18 protein-coding genes are annotated in these 16,689 nt (G+C 54.8%); 10 read left to right on the forward strand and 8 right to left on the reverse strand.

What is annotated here, in order from left to right; genetic code table 11:
• Positions 1-89 precede the first annotated feature (89 nt).
• Both ACEN9O_RS10455 and ACEN9O_RS10460 read left to right on the forward strand, forming a co-directional pair.
• On the forward strand, positions 90-329 hold the full coding sequence (locus ACEN9O_RS10455) for a helix-turn-helix transcriptional regulator (RefSeq protein WP_495617487.1): 240 nt from the start codon (positions 90-92) through the stop codon (positions 327-329).
• Positions 330-579: 250 nt separating this feature from the next.
• Positions 580-1,728 carry a YagK/YfjJ domain-containing protein gene (locus tag ACEN9O_RS10460; RefSeq protein ID WP_495617488.1) on the forward strand — a complete coding sequence of 383 codons (1,149 nt, stop codon included), beginning with the start codon at positions 580-582 and terminating at the stop codon, positions 1,726-1,728.
• A 69-nt stretch (positions 1,729-1,797) separates the two neighbouring features.
• On the opposite strand, the gene ACEN9O_RS10465 is transcribed toward ACEN9O_RS10460, so the two are convergent.
• A complete protein-coding gene (locus tag ACEN9O_RS10465; protein WP_495617489.1) occupies positions 1,798-2,748 on the reverse strand; it encodes a toxin-antitoxin system YwqK family antitoxin in 951 nt (316 codons plus the stop codon).
• Between the two features lie 192 nt (positions 2,749-2,940).
• Between ACEN9O_RS10465 and ACEN9O_RS10470 the strand changes: the two genes are divergently transcribed.
• The gene (locus ACEN9O_RS10470; protein ID WP_495617490.1) at positions 2,941-3,249 is read left to right on the forward strand and encodes a helix-turn-helix domain-containing protein; all 309 of its coding nucleotides are present in this window, start codon (positions 2,941-2,943) and stop codon (positions 3,247-3,249) included.
• Between the two features lie 69 nt (positions 3,250-3,318).
• Here the strand turns inward: ACEN9O_RS10470 and ACEN9O_RS10475 are convergent, their stop codons facing one another.
• Positions 3,319-3,885 (reverse strand): recombinase family protein, encoded by a 567-nt coding sequence (locus ACEN9O_RS10475; protein ID WP_495617491.1) that lies wholly within the window; start codon positions 3,883-3,885, stop codon positions 3,319-3,321.
• Positions 3,886-4,136: 251 nt separating this feature from the next.
• On the opposite strand from ACEN9O_RS10475, the gene ACEN9O_RS10480 reads away from it, so the two are divergent.
• Positions 4,137-6,098, forward strand: coding sequence for an ATP-dependent nuclease (locus ACEN9O_RS10480; RefSeq protein WP_495617492.1), 1,962 nt, complete (start codon positions 4,137-4,139; stop codon positions 6,096-6,098).
• A gap of 61 nt (positions 6,099-6,159) precedes the next feature.
• Here the strand turns inward: ACEN9O_RS10480 and ACEN9O_RS10485 are convergent, their stop codons facing one another.
• Positions 6,160-7,479, reverse strand: a complete 1,320-nt coding sequence (locus ACEN9O_RS10485) for a DNA adenine methylase (RefSeq protein ID WP_495617493.1) — start codon at positions 7,477-7,479, stop codon at positions 6,160-6,162.
• Positions 7,480-7,541: 62 nt separating this feature from the next.
• On the opposite strand from ACEN9O_RS10485, the gene ACEN9O_RS10490 reads away from it, so the two are divergent.
• Positions 7,542-8,132 (forward strand): BglII/BstYI family type II restriction endonuclease, encoded by a 591-nt coding sequence (locus ACEN9O_RS10490; protein ID WP_495617494.1) that lies wholly within the window; start codon positions 7,542-7,544, stop codon positions 8,130-8,132.
• A 252-nt stretch (positions 8,133-8,384) separates the two neighbouring features.
• Here the strand turns inward: ACEN9O_RS10490 and ACEN9O_RS10495 are convergent, their stop codons facing one another.
• Positions 8,385-9,344 carry a DUF932 domain-containing protein gene (locus ACEN9O_RS10495; protein WP_495617495.1) on the reverse strand — a complete coding sequence of 320 codons (960 nt, stop codon included), beginning with the start codon at positions 9,342-9,344 and terminating at the stop codon, positions 8,385-8,387.
• 156 nt (positions 9,345-9,500) lie between these two features.
• Here ACEN9O_RS10495 and ACEN9O_RS10500 point away from each other — a divergent pair, with 156 nt between their 5' ends.
• The 3 genes from ACEN9O_RS10500 (at position 9,501) to ACEN9O_RS10510 (ending at position 11,675) form a co-directional block, all read left to right on the forward strand.
• On the forward strand, positions 9,501-9,665 hold the full coding sequence (locus ACEN9O_RS10500; RefSeq protein WP_495617496.1) for a hypothetical protein: 165 nt from the start codon (positions 9,501-9,503) through the stop codon (positions 9,663-9,665).
• 422 nt (positions 9,666-10,087) lie between these two features.
• Positions 10,088-10,876 carry an FRG domain-containing protein gene (locus ACEN9O_RS10505; protein ID WP_495617497.1) on the forward strand — a complete coding sequence of 263 codons (789 nt, stop codon included), beginning with the start codon at positions 10,088-10,090 and terminating at the stop codon, positions 10,874-10,876.
• A gap of 133 nt (positions 10,877-11,009) precedes the next feature.
• Complete coding sequence (locus tag ACEN9O_RS10510) at positions 11,010-11,675, forward strand: glutathione S-transferase family protein (protein WP_495617498.1); 666 nt, start codon at positions 11,010-11,012, stop codon at positions 11,673-11,675.
• A gap of 38 nt (positions 11,676-11,713) precedes the next feature.
• Here ACEN9O_RS10510 and ACEN9O_RS10515 read toward each other — a convergent pair whose 3' ends face one another.
• The gene (locus ACEN9O_RS10515) at positions 11,714-12,703 is read right to left on the reverse strand and encodes a diguanylate cyclase (protein ID WP_495617499.1); all 990 of its coding nucleotides are present in this window, start codon (positions 12,701-12,703) and stop codon (positions 11,714-11,716) included.
• A gap of 306 nt (positions 12,704-13,009) precedes the next feature.
• On the opposite strand from ACEN9O_RS10515, the gene ACEN9O_RS10520 reads away from it, so the two are divergent.
• Positions 13,010-13,216: a hypothetical protein gene (locus ACEN9O_RS10520; protein WP_495617500.1), complete on the forward strand. Its 207-nt coding sequence runs from the start codon at positions 13,010-13,012 to the stop codon at positions 13,214-13,216.
• Between the two features lie 2 nt (positions 13,217-13,218).
• Here the strand turns inward: ACEN9O_RS10520 and ACEN9O_RS10525 are convergent, their stop codons facing one another.
• Complete coding sequence (locus tag ACEN9O_RS10525; protein ID WP_495617501.1) at positions 13,219-13,785, reverse strand: Hpt domain-containing protein; 567 nt, start codon at positions 13,783-13,785, stop codon at positions 13,219-13,221.
• The gene (locus ACEN9O_RS10530; RefSeq protein ID WP_495617502.1) at positions 13,782-14,744 is read right to left on the reverse strand and encodes a CAP domain-containing protein; all 963 of its coding nucleotides are present in this window, start codon (positions 14,742-14,744) and stop codon (positions 13,782-13,784) included. The genes ACEN9O_RS10525 and ACEN9O_RS10530 overlap by 4 nt, the downstream gene beginning before the upstream one ends.
• Before the next feature lie 144 nt (positions 14,745-14,888).
• Between ACEN9O_RS10530 and pssA the strand changes: the two genes are divergently transcribed.
• Complete coding sequence (pssA, locus tag ACEN9O_RS10535) at positions 14,889-15,668, forward strand: CDP-diacylglycerol--serine O-phosphatidyltransferase (protein ID WP_495617503.1); 780 nt, start codon at positions 14,889-14,891, stop codon at positions 15,666-15,668.
• Between the two features lie 10 nt (positions 15,669-15,678).
• Here the strand turns inward: pssA and ACEN9O_RS10540 are convergent, their stop codons facing one another.
• Positions 15,679-16,605: an aldo/keto reductase gene (locus ACEN9O_RS10540; RefSeq protein WP_495617504.1), complete on the reverse strand. Its 927-nt coding sequence runs from the start codon at positions 16,603-16,605 to the stop codon at positions 15,679-15,681.
• Positions 16,606-16,689: the final 84 nt, after the last annotated feature.

The following is a 16,689-nucleotide window of genomic DNA, read 5'->3' on the forward strand; positions in this document are numbered from 1 at the left end:
CGGAGACGGCTCCCCCCTTTCCTCTTTTATGCCCTAAGAGCTTGGTAGATCATGGGTTTGTTCCCACTAAGTCCTATGAGGCCTACCAAATGCCAGACAACTCCAAAAGTGCAGTGACAATACTGCGGCGCAAACAGGTTCAAGCACGCACCGGGCTTCCCGTATCTACCATGTATTGCATGATGGATAAGAATTCGCCTTATTACGATCCAACATTCCCAACGCAAATTCGCTTGTCTTCCTCCTCAGTAGGATGGATCGAATCCGAAGTGGAGGCGTGGATCGAAGGGCGGATACGCATCAGCCGCGAGGGCGTTTGCAGGAAGTGAGTGCAGCTAAAACGGATACTACGAGATACGCGATCAGCCTACAACTTGTGCGGTTTTCCGAAGTTCGTAGATTTTTTATCGGCAGATGTCTCGCAAAGATAACGACGTAACTATGTAGATGCCCTGCCACATGGGATTTTCGATATTACAGACCTAATTTGAAAGAAATTACCGATTTTCTAGAGAATTGAAAGATCAATGAATTTGGTTATTTATAATTTACAGCAAGGGATTGTACAGAGCGTGAACAATGAAAACGAATAGTAGTGATGAATATTCCATATCGGCTATAGTTCAAGAAAACCATCCAGGTCACTTAACAGAAATATACAATGCTATCAGCCTAGATGCCAATTTCTCCGACACAGAAATAGAGGGCTTCCCACCTGGTCTATATGACGATAGTTTGGAAAGAATGATTTATTTGGTAGAGAATTTTGTAAGACGAGTGCTAGCTAGCGATGAACTAGCATTTAAGTTTGAAAAAGATAAAAGAGGAAATGACGTGGTCAGGGCCTGCTTTCTAGGTGGCAGAATGAAAATGTTCGATAAATTTCTGAGCATTAGGTCAGAGGTGTTTGAATTTAGTGAACATGTGAAAATTTTCTTCAAAGCGTGCAAGTCTATGGGGCTGTATGTTGGCTATTTTGGCAATCAATTTGATCGAGATCAGAAAAAATCGGAAATAATTAAGGCAAATATCTTCAATTCGTTTTGCGCTGAAATCCGACGAGAAGGTAGAAGCAAGGCGACGCGGAAAAAAATATCGGATAGAAAGTATAGCTTTACTAGGAACCACAAGTCTTGTCTCAAATACGAGGAAAACTTGTTCTCAAGATATTCACGGTTATTGGTGCTTCGATTGGACTTCGGTTACTGGAGGGGTTTAAGTAAAACCATTTCTTTAGAAGAGGCCAGGCGTCATTTGGCTCGGTTTCACAACAGTAAAAGATGGAACTCCATATTCGAAAATGTTGTTGGCTATATTTGGAAGATCGAATATGGAGAAAGAAAAGGCTACCATTTCCATCTGATATTTTTCTGCGACGGCGCAAAGGTACAAAACGATAGTTTTTTGGCTTGGCAGATAGGAAAGTACTGGGAGGGAAACGTTTCTGAAAATAAAGGAACCCATTTCAACTGCAACTGGAGCAAGAACCGTTACAAGAGCTGCGGGATCGGCATGGTAAGCCACTTCGATCTGGAAAAGCGCGAAATGTTAGCTGACGTTTTGAGTTATCTTTGCAAAAAAGAACAATATCTGAAGTTGAAATTGAATTCGAAATCCAAGACTATTGGAAAAGGGATCGTCGCGGCGAGGAACCGCAGTGGTGCAGGAAGGCCGCGTTCTAGGGAAAACAATCCTCCAGAAAAAAAAGGATTGGAAATGAAGTATTAATGGATACATAGCCAAACTTGGTTGTTCGGCTATGTATCCAATAGTCTACTTGATGGATTTTCCATTTAATTATTTTACTTCAATTCCATCTTGATATCTTTTTTGCTCTAAAATGGTTCCATTGTCGCCTATGTCTTGCACCGACCCGTTAAGTCTTCCTTCTTTGAAATTTTCTATCTTTGAAACGTATAACGTTTTTCCATCGCTCCCCAGCGAGTATGTTTTTCTTTGACCATCTAGTTCTCCATTCTTTAAATTGGATTCAGTGTAACCCGTTGCAATGCTTCCAGCAGTTTGTAATCCTGTAGCTTTTCCTTCGTTCCAGTTTAGATCAACGAAAACTTTTTGACCAGTCTTATCAAATTGCTGTTCGTGTCCATTAGCTAGGCCATTTACCCAATTTAGATCAATTAAGAGAACAGACCCGTCTTGGTTCCAACGTTTTTCGGCCCCATCCTTCTTTCCACCTTTAACATGAATTTCCGCGATTAATTTGTTGGTTTCGGGATTATAGATTTTCTCAACACCATCCTGAATTCCATTCTTCCATTCGAGCTGGTGCAGCAAATTTCCGGTCTTTGGATCAATTATCTTCTCCATGCCATTCTTGACTGGACGCTCCACGGCCGCTATCGCCATCATGCCGCTCATAACGTCATTTATCGCGACTTCGACAGCGGTTTCATTTTTGTCTTGAGGATATGATAGATTGTAGGAAAAATCGATCTCTCTTAACTTTCCGTTGTATGTGATCGCGTATTTAGCGCTGCACTGTGCTTGCTTTAAATCAGGATTACTAGTCAGAGTCTTTACGTTGGTCAGCGTCGGCGTGCCAGACAATGCTGCGCGTATTTCGTTGTACCAAACTGCGCCGCTAAGTTGTGATTGGATAATCGAAAGAGCATTTTCCTTCACCTTATCCCCGTTGCAATCTACTTTGTTAGCGCAGCCCTGCAATACAAGTGTGGAAGCCAAAATTATCGATAGTGGAAAATGTTTTTGTATAGTTGAAGTGTTCAAGATGACTCCAGTCAATGAGATTAGTAGGCGGAGAAAACTGGTCAGACATAATTGATCTGCCAATTAGATCAGCATCTGAATTTTGCAAAAATAGCAATCGTTGATCAATGGCAACTCAATCCTACCAATTCGGTAGCATGACGGCAAGCCGAAACGACGACTATCTTTTTCTTTCGAGTCTGAAAGCAGAAGATGTCCATATTGGGAAAGCGCCTCAAGGATGCGCGGCTTAAAAAAGGACTGTCGCAGGAGCAACTGGGGCTTCGCGCCGGTCTGGAAGTCGAGAGCGCGAGTGCTAGGATGAACCGATATGAGCGCGGGACACGGGTTCCCAGCGTCGAGTTAGTGGAGCGGATAGCGGAGGTCTTGCATTTGCCTCTAACCTACTTCTACGCTGTCGAAGAGGATGAGGCAAAGCTGGCGGTTTTGTTTTACCGAATGTCCACCGAAAATAAAAATCAGCTGCTGGATTTCGCAGAGAAGCTTTCAACTACCGGGTAGGTAGGTGGATAGTTCTAGATCGCAACTGCTCCTAAATTTTTGCGGCATAATTTCCAGGTCGCAATTCGATTAAGCTGCCGCTCTTAGTATCCGATACACTGATGCGATTCCAATTGCGCATGCGTCAGCGATTTCTTGCTTGGTCAGCCCCTTCGCATGCAGAGAGTGAACCTTTGCGCTTTTGGCCTTGGCGGTCGGCGCGCGACCGACGTAGACACCCCGCTCCTTGGCAGCGGCAATGCCGACTTTCTGACGCTCCAGCATATTTTCTCGTTCGAACTGAGCGATTGACGCAAACAAGTTGAACGTGAGCCGACCCGCAGGAGTAGCCGTATCGATTGCCAAGTCTAGGATGCGAATTGTGGCACTCGCAGCAGCAACCTTTGATTCAATCTCGATCATGTGAATCATCGAGCGCGCCGCCCGTGACAAGCTGCTAAACACGAGCACGTCGTTGGCCTTGAGTCGTGCAAGCACCTTTGCAAATTCAACACGATCCTGCATTTTGACGCTACTGATTTGTTCTTGATAGATCGACTGGTCCGTGCAACCAGCTTCTTTTAGCTTCGCGATCTGATCTGCGAGCCCGGCAACTTGCTCAACTGTCGAGGTGCGGGCGTAGCCATAAATCGTCATGGAAATTCCCTTTATCAATAGGATTTAGGTGTTATGAGATTATCAATGACGTCTAGAGTGCGGGCCGTCTTTGATAGTTTTTGCTGAGAGGGATGGCCCGCATCACTAGACCCTGCCCTTGTGATACAGCCAACCTTGGCTGTTACAGGCTGATTGTTGCTGTAGGCACATCCCCGGTTAACTTTTCAATTTGACAAAAATAAGAACTAAGCGCAAATTGTTAGTTTTACAATCCGTTTCCTGGAGGAACTATGGCTGAAGAAAACAATCGATCTAAGCTTGTTCGCATGACCGTTCGCAATATCGGGTGTATTGGTAATGAAGGGGTGGAGATAGCGCTAGACAAAGTTGTTTGCCTTGTTGGGAAAAACAACGCCGGGAAATCTACCATTTTGCGTGCATACGAGCTAGCGAAGGGGTCCTTAACGCTTGATGCCACCCGAGACCGGCATCAGCATGCAAATGACGACGAGCATTGTGAGGTGATCCTCGATGTGCATATACCTGACGGGATTGGGAACATTCACGCTGATTGGAAAATTGATCTCGATGGCCTGAGGATTGTTCGGAGCCGGTGGCAATGGCCAGCACCAAGCTTCGAAAAAATACGCACGACCTGGAATCCGAAGGCCGGTGCTGATGGTGCGGGTGATTGGGACCCGGACAAGAACGCGGCAGGCCTGGACAATGTATTCTCGGCGCGTCTGCCGCGCCCACTTAGAATCGGGTCTTTAGACGACGCGGCAAAAACGGAGGAGATGCTTCTAACACTTGCATTGACTCCTTTGCTATCCAGTCTTGAAGTTGCTCGACTTAATACGGAATCGGAGTTGTCGAAGGCAATAGCAAGTGTGACGACGAGCATCGACGTATTAAGCGCGAATCACGAAAATGACTTCAACAAGATTGCGGAGCAAGTTACCAAGGGCTTCCAAAGCGTGTTTCCTGCTCTCGGAGTTCGCTTAAACATTGCTGCTGCTCCATTTATCCCTAAAGTGGATGACATCGTTAAACGGGGTTCCGGGTTGCGGGTCGCGGATGGCAAGGCCGTCACGTCGCTTTCGCAGCAAGGCACCGGCGCTCGCCGTGCATTGTTCTGGGCTATGTTGCAAGTTCACAATGAACTAAGTAGAGCAAAGGAAATTCGGGATGAGTTCCGAAAGCAGTTAGAAAAGCGGGTAACTGATGAAAAGAAGAAAAAGCCTAAAAAAGAGACTCCTGAAAACATGGCGGAATATCAAGCTGCGTTGGAGACCGCTAACGCCCAGTTGGCGGCGCACATCGCAGGGGCACCGATCCCCGAGAGCCCTGAGGACCCCGCATTACCCGGCTACTTGCTGTTAATCGACGAGCCCGAAAATGCTTTGCATCCGATGGCGGCGCGAGCGGCTCAGCGGCATCTGTACCAACTTGGAGCTAGTCCGGATTGGCAGGTCTTGATGACTACCCATTCGCCATACTTCGTCAATCCCTTTGAAGACCATACGACGGTAGTGAGATTGGAACGTCAGAACGGGGCGGATGAAGGGCCAATTACTCCTAAGACGTATCGTTCGGACCATATTCAGTTTGAGGGTACTGAAAAGCAGCGCCTTCAGGCCCTGCAACACATCGATCCAAGTTTTGCAGAGGTGTTTTTTGGCTCCTATCCAGTTTTGGTTGAAGGCGATACCGAACATGCCGCATTTATGTCATCTATTATAGAGCGACAACATGAGTTGATGGATCGCGTCACCATCATACGGGCTAGGGGAAAAGCCATTCTGTTACCTCTCATCAAGGTAATGAAGCATTTTAAAATTAGCTTCGGCATCATACATGACTGTGACCCACCATTTAAAAAAGACGGCTCGGCGAACGGTATGTGGACGGAAAATTTGAAAATTCGAAATGCCGTAATTGAGGCCCGTGACGCGGGGTTGTCAATCCGCCATCGAATTAGTATCCCTGACTTCGAACGTTTTTTAGGTGGTGATGAAGAGTCAAAAGACAAACCGTTGAACGCGTACACTTTTATTAAAGGTGATGACGCTATTGCTGCCAAGGTCCAGGCGCTCTTATTAGGATTAATAGATGGGGGTGACCATGAGCCATTCGGTGTAGATAAGTTGACGCCTGGAATCGACTATCTAACATTACTTCGTGGGGAGATAGGCAGTTGGGCGGTTGAAAATAATTTGGCGGGCAATACTCGCTTTAGTGGCGTTGCATAAGCAGCAATTATTTAATGTTTTGCGATCAGAGGTGGGAAATAGCCATCCCTGATCGCAAACATCATATTTTCCGTGCAATGATTAACGATTCCTTGACTTGTCTGGAGTGATCTTCTTTTCGCCCCATTGTCATGTGAGTATGACTCATATGCTCAAACCAGACTTCATACTCAATTCCCAAAGTGTCAGTCGCCAGTGTCATCAATTGGTCAATATCGATCATGCCTGTATTGGAATAGCTAAGCAACAAGTCACTTTTCGATTCCTTGATGCCGTTGAATAGCTCAATAAAAGCACCGCGAACTTGAGTTTTTATGCAAAAAGGTGATTGATGTCTTTCTGCACGATAACGACCTTTAACTACCTTTCCTCCGATGTGCTGAATTTGAGGATAGTCGTATTTCACTACTGTTTCCATTGCATGATAAAACCGGCTGTAATGAACAAACGCATACGGCGGATCAGCATAGACGATACTAGGCTCTATCTTTGCGAGGCACTCTCGATAATCCATCGCTGTTAGTGCATGATCGTATTCCACGACATTTGCGAGATGCCACGCTAGTAAGGAGTCGAATTTTCGCTTGAAGAGAGCTGGCACAGATGCACGGCGATATTTACTGATATCGGCCATGCCATCCTCCGTTTTTGCATCTCTGTATTGGGCGTAATGCCCTGTGCCTTGACTAGTATAGGCCATTGCGTGCATGAGGCATGTAAGTCCAAAATTGAAGTCTGATAGTTCAATTTTCCCTGTATCACGCAGACTATCCAATACCTCGCGAAAGGCATCTATCCATACACACTGCTCCGCGCTCCACCATGTACCAGAGTAAACACGGGTGAAGAGATGGTGAGTATGAGAAAAATCGTTATACAAGAGTTGCTGATTGCGTTTTTCTATCTTGTTAAACGCTGCGAGCGTGAGTCCCGGAGCGTAGCTGAGGTTGTCAGGTAGATTTTTTAAATTCGCATTTGCTATCACCGTTGCAAGCCCTACGATGTCGAACTGTCCGATTTTTTCGGCTCGCTTCAGGTAGGTGCTAGCTATTACAGCAGAGTACTCTTGGATGTCGTTAGATACAACTTTGCCAATGTGGCCAAAACCACCAGAAATTGCGCATGCACCGGCGAATAGGTCCACGAATGGGCGACCGTCAGTGTGTACTTTGGAGAGAGCATCTCCTATGAAATCAAGAATTGCCGCTTTGCTACCCATGTATTTGATTACTTGGGGGTACTGTCGCGGGCGGCATCGTGTGTCGCTCAGTCCAAGCGATGCAACCCCAGCGTGCCCAGGCTCTGAGCCATTCTGATCATCAAAAACTTCCATTTTATCCTTCGTTTGCGCTAGTGCTATTCGGCCACGATCATACAGCACGGTGGATCCTTTTCAAGCTTTGTGGTATCTAAGTAAATAGATAATTTCACATGGGAATGTTGATGGCGATTGATGCTTTACCTCGGTTCGTGTTGGAAAATTACCAACTTTTAGAGTGGAACCACGCTACCGCGATTTTGGAGAGGGACTTCCCTGACGAATGGCGTGACTTATGTGAAGTTCTTACTAACTTCAGACTGCGGAAGAGCCACATTGTTCAGGCGGGAGGGCGCAAGTCGAAGATTGCCGAAGAGCTTGATTCGGCCCTCTATCAGCGCGGTTGGATCGAGAAAAAATTTGACACTCGCCAGCAAATTGACGGGGTGGAACGGTTAACGCCGACCCACAGCATCGATTGCTTCAAAAACCGAATCGGCGTAGAGATCGAATGGAACAACAAGGATCCATTTTTCGACCGAGACCTAAACAACTTCCGATTGCTTTTTGAGCTCAAGGCCGTAAGCGTCGGTGTCATCATCACTAGGTGTACGGAACTTCAAACCATCTTCGATGAGCTTGGCCGGGGGAAGTCCTTTGGGAATTCCACCACGCACTTTGGTAAGCTACAACCTAAGCTTCTGGGCGCTGGATCGGGAGGTTGTCCGGTGCTCGCGCTGGGTATCAGTAGCTCGCTGTACCTAGAAAATGCATGATCAATAGTTGATCAAAGTTCCCGGCTCAATGCCGGGATATATGACGCATGGACGCCGTCAGACTGTTGGTCCTCCGAACCCGAAATCGCACGCTAGGCATTGAAAATTGTTTAGCATGCTTTCGTCAAATTTTTGCCGACCTTGGCTCTCGCTGCACAGCCAACTGAGCTTCCCAAAAGCCCTCCAAGACTCGCGACGGTAATACCGCCAACAGCCGGCACACCGGCCCTCCTATCATTCCAATCGTTGCACCTAGGCAATCATCATCAGCGCTTGCTCGAGTGCATTCTCCTTCACTGATGCCCCCTGTCCGAACCATGCGGATTCCAGACGATGATCGGTACTACGTGCGCGCCGCTCATGGTCCACAAACTCCGTCACGGCGTTGAGCAGGCCAAAAACCGTCCCTTTTGCTGACGCGAGCTCAGCTCCTCTACCGTGGCCATCGTACAGCGCCATGATCTTCGCCATAGTGCGGTCGCTGGCGTTGGTACTTGTTGTTTTCTTGTCCTCGGAAAAAACACGCAGTAGGTAATTCATCGCTTCATGCGTTTTCACTTTCCGCTCACTCAGGCCCTTCATTTGGTACATAAACGAGCTCCAGCTCGATACCGAAATATCGAGCTGGCGCTTGACGGCTTGCGCATCGAACGATGTGTTGTGCCGGACCTTCACCGCACCTTTACTTGCCCCCAAGGCCACCGCCAGCGTGTTGTTGCAAACGACGCGAATGCTCGTAAACTGCGCCGTCGTCGCCAGAGTGCCGTCGCACCCCGTTGCGAGCAGTACGTAGGCATTGGTAACGTCGTTTCCCTTGAGTGTTGATGACTGCCCTGTCCGTGCCAGCGCCCAAATCTTCCTGCCACCTTTCAATATCCCTGCTGTCTCAAGTTCGAAGCCCGAGACCTCTGTGAGATCGCGGTAGAACTCCAGAATTTCACTGGGTTGTACGACCTTGTAACGCTGGCTTACGACGGACAGTGGGGCATTGGTATCGGAACGGAACAGCACTTTGTTTTCGGGGAACGATTCGATGGAATGAAGATTGCCGGCATTCGCGGCCATGAAGCGAACAGGCGCTTCTCGAATTTGCCAGTCCATACCAGATTGCTTCGCCCAGATTTCGATTGGCTCATGGGCGCTGAGCTGGTTGCCCAGTCCATGCCACGGCGGGGCGCCAACGTATGCCATTTGCTCAAGAAGATGTGTCATTGGTATTTCCTTTCGATCTGTTCGTTTGCAGTTGCACCGCTCACGCGGCAGGCTAGACAGTGATTTCGCTGGGTGACGTGGACAGCACACTTTCGACGTGCTCCCCACTCGCCGGGCGATGTGGCCCAGCCGAATTGAAAATGGGAGCCGTGTCTATTGACGCGGTTCGCCAAACGTCTGTCCGCAAGACAGGCAGCTGTAGTTGTCGAGGATATTGTCATCAACAACGCGGCCAAGCTGAGCGCCTGCTACACCGCCTACAGCGCCACCGGCCAGTCCGCCCAGCAGGGCGCCTGCAATACCACCGAAAATGGCCCCTAGGGGGCCTGCAATCAGCCCTATGGTGGCCCCCACCTCCGCGCCACCCATGGCTCCGGCTACGCCGCTTGCTGCGCCTGCGACGGTGCCGACAGTGCCGCCAATTTTTCTGCCATACCCCAGCGCTGTTATACGTGGCGAACTGCAATTTGGACAGGTTGGCGACACTGGAATGTACTCGACTGCCAGTGCGGTTTCGTTTCTATGCATTTGGTGATTCCTAGATTTGAATTTGTTAGGCTTGACGGGACGAAATCCGCTCAAGAACTGTGATCGTTGACCAATCACAATCTAGGAATATATGGCTGAGTTTTTCTGGAATGTACGCTTGGACGTGTTGAGGTCTTGCATCCGGCATAAGCGTCTGATGGACGCCGAAGTTCAGGGGAAGTAGACTGCTGGAATTGCACTGTAGGGGAAGAGTTATGCACGCGACTTTCGAGGAATTTTGGACCCACTTTACGTCTGTTGCGATTCGTCCAGAAGGTGGGCCGTCGAAGATATTTCGGGGGCTTACAAACGAAAATTATTCCTTGATCCCAACTATTGCAAGGCTTGACTACGCTGAGAATGGGGCTTCATTGCCAAGTATCGAACTCAAGTTGATGAGGGAATTCAAGCGACTGGCTGCCCCTGTCGTCGAGAGAAAGAAACGCACGGATTGGGAATGGTTATTCCTGGCTCAACATTATGGGTTGCCAACTCGCCTCTTAGATTGGACAACAAATCCGCTAGTAGCTCTCTTTTTCGCGGCAGAAAAGAGTGACGATGTGAATGGGGCAATTCACTATGTCGAACGTCTGGTCACTGATGACTACGAGTACTACGACTACCGGACTGCAAAATACACGGAAGAGCATCGGACCAAGCCTGTTGGTATATTTGCCTTGCAACCCAACCAAGGCGAAGTCATATTTGTGAGGCCGAGCTACACGGACACGAGATTCTTGAACCAGCGCTCTGTGTTTTCGTCGCCAGCCGATCCGTTGAGCGCTATCCAGATTCCAGGCTTAGCGAAACTTTCCTTTTCAGGAAAATGGAAGCCTGCTATACGAGAGAGGCTGCGCACACTTGGGGTCTCAACCTCATTTGTCTATCCAGGACTAGCAGGGATAGCATCAGAATTGAAGTCGATGGAATTCGACGGATATGCCAGTGGCAGAGAGCAGCACTTCACATTTACGTGTGATGTGACCCTTCCTCGGGAAAAGTGACTGGCTAGCAAGAGCACATCTTGTCTTCGGTACACGCTTAGGTACACAAAACAAAAAAATGTCCATAAATTGCTTGTTTCTAGGGCGTACGCGGCCCCTTACTCCATTCTGTATCGGAAAATAAAGGGCTCCCATGATCCTCTACCACAGCATCGCAGCGCGTTCCTTCCGTCCGCTTTGGATGCTGGAGGAGCTTGGGTTGCCATATGAACTGCGCATGCTGGCCTTCCCGCCGCGCGTGCACGACAAGTCCTACCTCGACATTAATCCCTGCGGCACCGTGCCGGCCTTCTTCGATGGCGAGATGCGGATGACGGAATCGGCGGCGATCTGCCAGTACCTGGCCGAGCGCCATCCGGCGGCGAGGCTGAACGTCGCGCTGGACGAGGCGGACTATGGCGCCTGGCTGAACACCCTGCATTTCGGCGAAGCCACGCTGACCTTCCCGCAAACGCTGGTGCTGCGCTACAGTCGCTTCGAATCGCCGGAGCGGCTGCAGCCGCAGGTGGTGGAGGATTACTCGCGCTGGTTCTTATCGCGCCTGAAAACGCTGACGCCGCGCCTGGAGCAAAACGAATTCCTGTGCGCGGGCCGCTTCACCGCGGCCGACGTCTCGGTAGGCTATGCGCTGCTGCTGGCCGAGCAACTGGGACTGCACACGTCCTTCACACCGGCCGTCGCCGCCTACTGGCAGCGGCTGCGCCAGCGTCCGGCCTTCCTGCGCGCGCAGGCCGCCGAGCGGGCCGCCGCGTCGGCGCAGGGTGTACCGCTGCGGCCCGCAACAGAACTGCTTGTGTAGCCGGCGTCGGCTCAGGGCGGCATGGCGTCGATGGATGGTCAGGCGGCGTTTTCCGCCGGCCTGTCGACGATCACGCAGTCGCGGCCGGCGCGCTTGGCGGCGTACAGGCAAGCGTCGGCCGCGGCCAGCATGGTGGCCGCGTCGAACAGGCGGTCCTTGTCGTAGGTGGCCACGCCGATGCTCATCGTCACGTGCGGCCGGGTGGCGGCCGGTGCGTGCGTGATGTCCAGCGCGGCGATGCGGGCGCGGATCGCCTCGGCGTGCAGGGCCGCCTGCTCCGGGCCGGTGTCCGGCAGCACGGCCGCGAATTCCTCGCCGCCGTAGCGCGCGGCCAGGTCGGCCGGGCGTTGCAGCATGGCGGCGAAGGCTTCCGCCACCAGCGTCAGGCAGGCGTCGCCCTGCTGGTGGCCGAAGTGGTCGTTGTAAGCCTTGAAGGAATCGATGTCCATCAGCAGCAGCGACAGCTGGCCGTTGTTGCGCTGGGCGCGGCGCAGCTCGCGGTCCAGCGCGACGTCGAAGTGGCGGCGGTTGGCGATGCCGGTCAGGCCGTCCACATACGATTGCGCGCGCAGCGCCTCGGCCTGGCCGCGCAACTGGCGTTCGCGGCCGACGGTGCTGCTGATGTCGCTCACCTCGATCAGACAGAACCGCTCCTTGCCTTCGCTGAAAGGGGTGACCGACACCGCCTGCTCGACGCGTTCGCCGCCCCAGGTGCCGGTCGGGTACAGCGGGAACGGCGAGCGGTTCAGCGCCGGCGACAGCTGTTGCGGCAGCTTGCTTTGCATGGCGCTCTGCACCGCCTGCTCCAGCCGCTGGCCGCGCAGCTCGGGGAACAGGTCGAACAGGTCGCTGCCCTGCACGCGCTGGGCGGACAGGCCGGAGTGGCTGGCCAGCCACTGGTTCCACATGACGATGCGACCGCCGGCGTCGAGCACCATCAGGCCCAGGTTGGCCAGGCCGAGCACGCGCCCGGACAGGTGGGCGTGGCTGCCGGCGGCAGGCGGGGTGACGACGGTGTTTGCTTGCATGCGCTGTTTCCTGGCGTGACGGTGTGGTGACCTCGCGATTATAAGCGCAGCCGCGCCGCTGTCATCCTTTCCAGGTGTCGACGTTGTCTGCTGGACTCACTATCATTTTCAACTTTTCCATTAAAAAATATTTCCTCATTCTGCGGCGCGCGTCCTGCGGCTGGGCAAGCACGATTTGGCGCTTTTGACGCATGGGGCCGCTACGCCGAACCTGCTATCATGGTTTGGTTGAGAATTCTCATGGATGGCTTATTCCGCTGAAGTAATCTTGCATGGACCTGAGCACAGCCTGGAAAGGAGGCGATCGTGGAACCGACACAAGAGAGCGTACCGGATGATGGCGCCGGCGTGCCGCCGTCCGCCGCAGCGACGCCGGCGCCCGCGCGCACGCGCCAGACCTTGCCGCCCAAGGGCGCCTGCTGGTACTGCGACAAACCGTTGGACAATGTGCGCCGCTTCTGCGACAAGGAGTGCGCCGACGCCTTCGACGAGGAAAAGGAATACACCCGCTGAACTCAGGCTGCGCCCTCGCGCAGCTGGGCCAGCGCCGTCTCGAAATCGAACTGGTGGGCCGCCGCCGACACCTGTCCGAAGCGCGCCACACCCAGAGCGGCCGCCAGCACCGTGGCCGACTGTTCCAGCACGTCGATGGCCGCCCCATCCCCTTCTTCCAGCAGCCGCGCCAGGTGCCGCACCAGCATGCGCGCGTCCGGCGCCGGCGCCCGCATGGCGGGAAGGTCCGGCGGGAGCTCGGCCGCCAGCAGGATGGCGATCGCCTGCGTCAGCCGGGCCAGCGCCTGTTCCAGCGGTGCCAGCGGCGCGGCGCAGGACGCCGCCTCCAGCGCGGCCGCCAGCCGCTGCACCTGCTGCGCCCCTATCATGCCGGCCGCGCCCTTGACGGTGTGGACGATGCGCAGCGCAGCGGCGCTGTCGCCGGCCGCCAGCGCCGCGTCCACCTCGGCCGCGGCCGCGCGGTAGCGCTGCTGGAAGTGGCGCAGGATGTTCAGGTACAGCGCGTAGTCGCCCATCAACTGCTGCAGGCCGGTGGCCACGTGCAGCACGTCGTCGTCGGGCGCGGTCATCGCGTGGTGAACGACCAGTTGCGCGTCACGGGCACGCCGGCCACCACGCCGCTGAAGCTGACGTCGTAGACGGTGGCGCTCTTGAGCGGCGCCAGCGGAATGATGGCGGCCGCGGTTTCGGGCGTGTCGGCGTCGTTGGCGTGGCTGAGCAGGCGCGCGCTCAGCGCGGCGCCGCCGCGCGGCGCCACCGCGAAGCTGAGTACCGTCACGCCGACGCCGGTGCGGATGGTGTCGGCGTGGACGCTGATCGGATAGCCCACCTCGTTCTGGCCCGGCACCGGGTCGGGCGATTCGCTGTCGCTGAGGAAGTTGACCGGCACGCCGCTCTGGTTGGCGGCCGGATAGTTGACGATGTGGCCGGCGCCCAGGCCGGCGCCGTAGCCGCCGACGGCGGTCAGGTCGGCGGTGAAATAGGTGTAGTTGGCGCTGGTGGTCGCGGCGCCGGTGCCGATTTCCTTGAACACCGGCTCGAACATCACGAAGCGGTGGTAGATCGCCGTGATCAATTCCTCCGCCTGGTAAAAGCCGGACGGGTTGCTGGTGGCGGAAATCACTTCGCCGATCGCATACGGCAGCGGGACCTGGTAGCCGGCGTTGTTCAGGCGGTTGAGCAGGGCGACACCGGTGAAGCCGGGCAAGCCGGGCGTTTGCTCATGGGTGACGGTGTTGTTCAGGCGCTGGTAGTTGGAATGGCCCTGGGCCGCTGCGTCGATTTTGGCGTTGCGCGCCAGGGTGGACAGGCCCAGCAGCGCGCGCCGGTAGTTGATCCAGTTGTAGCCGTCAAGCGCGGTGTTGCCACTGAAGGCGGGCGCGCCCGGCGCCTGGGTAAGGTCGGGCGGCGCGACGCCGGTGTTGCCGCTGGCGGACGTGCCGCCGCCACCGCCGCCGCAGGCGGACAACAGCAGGGCCAGCAGCAAGGGTGCCAGCGCGTAGGCGCGGCGTCGACGGTGAATCATCATGGGAACTCCTGTACAGTGTGCCGCCGGGCCGTGGCCGGCTATGCTAATTTTATGCCAGATTTCACTCCGGCAGCACCCGGTATGAACAAGCGGGGCGCCGGGGTAAAATGGGCGGCTTGCCCTTACTTTTTTGATTGCCCCAATTTGAAGCCATTACACCATGCGCGCGTGCAGCGCGCCAAGTTCGCCTTGCCCAGCCTGGTCACCCTGATGTCGATCGCCTGCGGCTTCGGCAGCATCGTGATCTCGGTCGACAACGCCCTGGTCGGCTCCGCCCATGACTACCGGCTGGCCGCCGTGCTGCTGGTGCTGGCAGGCGTGTTCGACGCGCTCGACGGCCTGGTCGCGCGCGCCACCAACACCGCCTCCGCCTTCGGCATGCAGCTCGACTCCCTGGCCGACATGATGAACTTTGGCTGCGCGCCGGCATTGCTGTTGTATTGCTACGGCTTCGTGCAGCTGGGCGTGGAGCATCCGACGCTGCTGCGTGTGGGCGGCATCGCCAGTTTCTTTTTTGTGGCCTGCGGCGCGCTGCGCCTGGCGCGCTTCAATGTGAATGTCGGCCGCACCGATCCGCGCTACTTCGTCGGCATGCCGAGCACGGCGGGCGCGGCCTGCGTGGCCTCGGTGGTGGTGGCGTGGCCGGACCCGGCGGCCTCGGTGCTGCATGGCGGCCTGATCGTCGTGCTGCTGTTCGTGGTGGGCGGGCTGATGGTGACGTCCGTGCGCTTCCCCAGCTCCAAGCAAAAGAAAAGCAAGGCCGCGCTGGTGCTGCTGCTGGTGAACCTGGGCTTGCTGGCCTGGTTGCAGGCCATGTACTTCGCGCTGTTCTTCGTCGTGTATATCGCCGGCACGCTGGCGCTGAACCTGGCGTGGCGGCAGGGCTGGCGCGGCATCGCCCCGCCGCTGGTGTACGAAGACTGAGGCGCCGGCCTTACGCCACCTCGTGGCCGCGCGCGGCGCGCAGGATCTCGAACCACTGACTGCGGCTCAGGCTGAACCGGGTCGCCTCCACCGCCTCGGCCACCGCCTCGATGCGGCCCGAGCCGGTCAACGGCAGCGGCCGGCTCGGCAGCTGCATAATCCATGCAAACACTACGCTGCCGAACGGGCGTTGCAGCTCGTCGGCCACCTTCTGGATCGCCGTCCGCACGCGCTTGCCGTCGGCGTCGTCGCGGCTGAACAGGCGGCCGCCGGCCAGCGGTGACCAGATCATCGGCGCCACGCCCAGGTCCTGCAGGCCGTCGAAGGTTTGATCGAACATCGGCGCCACGCACAGCGGCGAGAACTCGACCTGGTTGGTGGCCAGCGCAATGCGGCGGTTCAGGCATTCGAACTGGTGGCGGCTGAAATTGGACACGCCGAAATGCCGCACCTTGCCGGCCTGGCGCAGCTGCGCGAAGGCGCCGGCGATCTCGTCGAAATCCATCAGCGGATCGGGGCGGTGGATCAGCAGCAGGTCCAGGTGGTCGGTGCCCAGCTGGCGCAGCGAATTTTCCGCCGAGGCGATGATGTGGCTGGCGCTGGTGTCATAGTGCTGGATGGTGTGCGCCGGGCGCGCCTCGTTGACCAGCTTGATGCCGCACTTGCTCACCAGCTGCATGCGCGCGCGCAGCGACGGTTGCAGCGCCAGCGCCTCGCCGAACAGCGCCTCGACGCCATAGCCGCCGTAAATGTCGGCATGGTCGAAACTGGTGACGCCCATGGCCAGACATTGCTCGATGAAAGCTACGCGTTGCTGCGGCGTCAGCTGCCATTCGTTCATGCGCCACATGCCGGCCACGATGCGCGACAAGGTCAGCCCGCCGCTGCTGGTGACGATGGCGGGGCAGGTCAACTCGGTCGGCGGGGCGTAGCTCATGGTCGCGCTTTCTGGGGTGTGGGAAGTGAGCGAGATTATAGCGGCAAGCTTGTACTTTAGTTACCTGAGCCAGTGTTTGTCAGG

The sequence above is a fragment of the Duganella sp. Dugasp78 genome (assembly GCF_059491455.1).